Source organism: Deinococcus radiotolerans (assembly GCF_014647435.1).
Classification (GTDB): Bacteria; Deinococcota; Deinococci; order Deinococcales; family Deinococcaceae; genus Deinococcus; species Deinococcus radiotolerans.
The window spans coordinates 1-3,920 of sequence record NZ_BMPE01000040.1; the positions used below are offsets into that span (position 1 = coordinate 1).

The window sequence follows — 3,920 nt, forward strand, 5'->3', positions numbered from 1 at the left end:
GACATTCTGTCCTCCAGTGTGGATCACACTGAACTTACCCTCCACCAAACTCTATCCAGTTCAGTCTTGCTCTTGCCCAGCAGCGTCCAGACGTTGATCAGGACGCTGCTGCCCGCCGTGATCCAGGCGAGGATCTCACCGGGTGTCACTGGCCCCTCCAGCGCGCTTTCAGGTCGATGGCGGTCCAGGCGCAGTGCAGCAGAAGCGGTATGGCGATCACGGTCATGACGTTCGGGCCAAGCGTGAGGTACGCGGCGGCCACGGTCGCCAGGAGGGGGAAGGCGAGCAGCATGCCGACCATGGCCCACTTCGGCGAGTGGCTGCAGAGCAGCAGCGTGCCGATCACGCCGAACAGGCCCGCCAGGATAAAGGGGCTCAGGTGGAGCCCGCCCCACCCGTCCAGAATCCACAGGCTGGGCTTCTAGACGGGCCACGCGGTGAACAGGGCGAGGACCACCAGGATCTGGCCGGTCAGGACCTGCGTCCGGTACCGGCGCGGCAAACGGTTCACCACCATGCGGGGGCTCCTTCGAGAGGGACGGTGTTCCAGACGTTCGGCGCGGCGCGGTCCTGAACCTTCGCCCCCGGGAACACCCAGTACGAGACTTTCCGGGGGTACCCGGCGCCGAGGCGGAAGTATCCGACCGGTGGGATGCGGCCGCCGCCACGCGTGAAGATCCGCGCCAGGCGCTCCTCGCCGTACGGGCAGGTGTCGGGCACGCGGATCTCCAGGCGGTACTGGCCCAGGGCGCTGCGCCCACCGATCAGGCGGGCCTGCACGGTGCAGGCGGTAGGGGGCGTGCGGGCCGCCATGGAGGCGGCCTCGGTGAGGAGCAGGACGGTGAGGGTGAGGGTGCGCAAGGGGGCCTCGAGCTCGGCGAATGACGAAGCCCGCCCCGGTGCCAGGTGGCCGGGGCGGGCAGCGGGGTGAGGGTTACCAGCTCAGGGGGATATCGGTGGCGGCCGGGGCCTGCGCACAGCAGGGGGCGATGCGGTCGGCCCAGTGATCCAGGCCGCTGCTGAGGAAGGCGAGGCCGAGCACGACCGTCTCGGCACTTTCGATGGTGGTTTGCAGGGGTAAGGGAACCTCCGAGCGTGGCGGAATAGAAACCGCCCCGGGTCTGGGGACCGGGGCGGCTGCGGGTGGTAACGGGTTATCGGGGGGTGAAGTCGTACCGGTGCCGTTGGAGCGACTGCAGGCAGATGAGCCCGGCATGGAGGGCAACGGTCAGAATGATACCCAGGACGAGCGTGGGGATGGGCGCCTGGAGCGCGATGAGCAGCAGGAGGGTGACCGCAGCGCTGATCACCAGGTGGACAAGGCGTTTGCGGAGACTAATCAGGCAGCAACGCTGCTCATACGTTGTCTGAGGCATAGTTCACATTATTTTATAAACTCTTAACAATTGCTGACATGAGCCTCCCGACCAGACCATGGGAACCGCCCCAGGGCCGGGCGGCTAGGGCGGGGTCTGGTGGACGGCGCGTGGGTCGGATTGCGAGAACTCGCCCCGCACCCGAACGCCGCGACCCTGGGGAGAGTAGCGGCGTTCACTGCTGCACCTGTGGCGCGCTGCTGGAGCGGTGATCACCTCACAGCACAGCCGCCCCGGTCTGAGGCGGCTGGTCAGTGTGTGGGGTGTTCAGACCGCGTTAGAGCGCACCGCGGTCTGGAACTCCTGATATTCCTCTGGACTGACCGGTGGTGTTTCGCGTCTGGCAGTGATGCGGATAAAGGTGTAGATGAGGCCCAGGATGAGCGCGCAGATAGTCAGAATCACGGTGACCTCCAGTCCCTAAGATTAAGGTTTGTTCATAATAGTAGCTTGTATCGTCTGACAGACGCATGACGGATGACATTTGAATGAGCTGACACAGCGGAGAGCTGACTTGCCCGCCTGGTCCAGATCCAGAGCGGCACGAGGAATGGGAATCGCCCCAGGACCGGAGAGGCTGGGACAGTGCTGTGCTGGGACGCCGAGTGGCTGGGGGTGATCACGTCCAATGCAAGACCCTGCCGGAGCGGGGTCGATAACGAGGGTGATTCTATGTGGAAGAGTTTTGAATATGATGCAGGGCGTGACTGCCCCTCCAACATGGACTTCCCGTATTCATCTCGATAAGTTAACTGGTGTTCGGTTTCTTGCGGCCATTTTAGTTGTGCTATTTCACTTCACTCCTCCAGTGCAAGAGCGTATGCCCGTTGTGCTTCAAAACCTACTCAGCAATGGTTTTGTTGGTGTTAGTTTCTTTTTCGTTCTCTCGGGGTTCATACTGACGTATAGCTATGCAACCCCATCAGGGATGCGGGGCTCGGATAGGACCTTCTGGTGGGCAAGATTTGCGCGAATATATCCGCTTTACTTGCTGGCTCTTGCTATGAAATTCCCAGTTTATTTTGTAAAAGGCGAATATTCAAGCTATTTAGATGCAGCTATAGATTTTCTTAGCTCAGTATTTTTAGTGCAAGCGTGGATTCCAACCAGTGTGGGTGGCATAAATCCTCCAGGTTGGAGCTTGTCTGCCGAGGCATTCTTCTATCTTCTGTTTCCATTTATCCTTCCCATTATTCAACGAACAAAAATAAATTTTACATCTATAATTTTCGCCCTCTGGCTTGCTTCTTTCTTACCCGTTTATTTACTACATTCGAACGGTATTATTTCAGATGAAACGGCATATTACTTGCCCCTGTTTCACTTGCCACAGTTTGTTATTGGTGTTCTGTTTGGCTGGGTCATGGTTTCATCGCCCACCGGTCACTTCGCAACAATTTCAAAAAAGATATCTTCGATCATTGCTCTCGGCATACTCATTATACTTGCTTTCACTCGGATGCCAATGTCAACCCTAAATAACGGAATATTGGCACCTTTGTTCGGCATCTTATTCATCGGCTTAGCCCAGGGGATGAGTCGCGCTTCTTGGTTGGGAAGTTCTGGCATGGTACTACTTGGCCAAGCCAGCTTCGGTATTTATATTCTCCAGATGCCAGTAGGATCATGGTTCAAATATTTGAGTGGACTTGGCTCGGGGGAATTAAACGGCTCGCAAATTCTTATTTACATTGCTGTACTCATCATTTTCTCCATCTTGGCATTCAAATTTTTCGAACAGCCATTACAGAAACTCATTATGCGTATAGTTAAATCAAGGAGCGATGCTGAAAAAAAGGGCACATTGGCTGAGCATTAAGAGGGTCTCTATCATGTGGGCGGGTTGTGACGAAGACAACCCGCCCATATTTTTAGACTCAGAGATCAACGCGCTGCGGCACCGACACCCGCGCCTCCAGGTACCCCGCCGCGCCCTGCGGATGCGCCAGCGCCCAGAGGGTGGACCTAGTTAGTGTGGATCTCCTCCACGGGTGAGCAAGGGGAAAGCCCGCCTGGGCTGGAGCCGGGGCGGGCAGAACGAGGGAGGGGGTCAGCGGCGCGTGTGGGTGGTGTCTCCGGTGCCGTGCTGCCCCTGGTAGCGCTGCGTGGCGTCCCGCTGGACCGCCCGCCAGGGCAGGGCGCCGGCCCACCACGTCAGGCCGTTCAGGTCCGTGATGGTTAGCCGCCGCACGCGCACGCCGCCCTCCACGTGATTGAAGCTCGGCCCGGCCAGCGGCAGCACCTGACCCGTGATCAGCGGTGCGGCGCGCGCCACCGGCCGCACCAGCGAACTCACGCGGACGCCAGGCGGGTGCATCAGATCTCGCTGGGCAGTTCACCGACCTGCACCAGGTCCGCCCGCAAGGCCTTCAGGTCACTCTTTGGGAACACCACGCCGCGCCACTGGTACATCGTGCTGTTCGGCGTGCGGCGTTCCCCCAGCGCCAGGCTCACGGCGTCCGTCTCATCCAGCCCCCATACTGAACTGGATAGAGTTTGGTGGAGGGTAAGTTCAGTGTGATCCACACTGGAGGACAGAATGTC

At 59.2% G+C, this 3,920-nt stretch carries 7 protein-coding genes; 1 reads left to right on the forward strand and 6 read right to left on the reverse strand.

Annotation, left to right across the window (positions count from 1 at the left end):
- Window positions 1-23: 23 nt before the first annotated feature.
- The 4 genes from IEY63_RS22545 to IEY63_RS21920 all read right to left on the reverse strand — a co-directional run bounded on the left by IEY63_RS22545 (window position 24) and on the right by IEY63_RS21920 (window position 1,781).
- Complete coding sequence (locus IEY63_RS22545; RefSeq protein ID WP_268239688.1) at window positions 24-149, reverse strand: hypothetical protein; 126 nt, start codon at window positions 147-149, stop codon at window positions 24-26.
- Window positions 146-346, reverse strand: coding sequence for a hypothetical protein (locus IEY63_RS21910; protein ID WP_189071118.1), 201 nt, complete (start codon window positions 344-346; stop codon window positions 146-148). The genes IEY63_RS22545 and IEY63_RS21910 overlap by 4 nt, the downstream gene beginning before the upstream one ends.
- Before the next feature lie 161 nt (window positions 347-507).
- Complete coding sequence (locus tag IEY63_RS21915; RefSeq protein WP_189071119.1) at window positions 508-861, reverse strand: hypothetical protein; 354 nt, start codon at window positions 859-861, stop codon at window positions 508-510.
- A gap of 782 nt (window positions 862-1,643) precedes the next feature.
- A complete protein-coding gene (locus IEY63_RS21920; protein ID WP_189071120.1) occupies window positions 1,644-1,781 on the reverse strand; it encodes a hypothetical protein in 138 nt (45 codons plus the stop codon).
- 298 nt (window positions 1,782-2,079) lie between these two features.
- On the opposite strand from IEY63_RS21920, the gene IEY63_RS21925 reads away from it, so the two are divergent.
- A complete protein-coding gene (locus tag IEY63_RS21925) occupies window positions 2,080-3,195 on the forward strand; it encodes an acyltransferase family protein (protein ID WP_189071121.1) in 1,116 nt (371 codons plus the stop codon).
- A gap of 231 nt (window positions 3,196-3,426) precedes the next feature.
- Here IEY63_RS21925 and IEY63_RS21930 read toward each other — a convergent pair whose 3' ends face one another.
- On the reverse strand, window positions 3,427-3,672 hold the full coding sequence (locus IEY63_RS21930) for a hypothetical protein (RefSeq protein ID WP_189071122.1): 246 nt from the start codon (window positions 3,670-3,672) through the stop codon (window positions 3,427-3,429).
- Between the two features lie 20 nt (window positions 3,673-3,692).
- Window positions 3,693-3,920 (reverse strand): hypothetical protein (locus IEY63_RS22385; protein ID WP_229784862.1); only part of this gene is annotated, 228 nt, incomplete at its 5' end.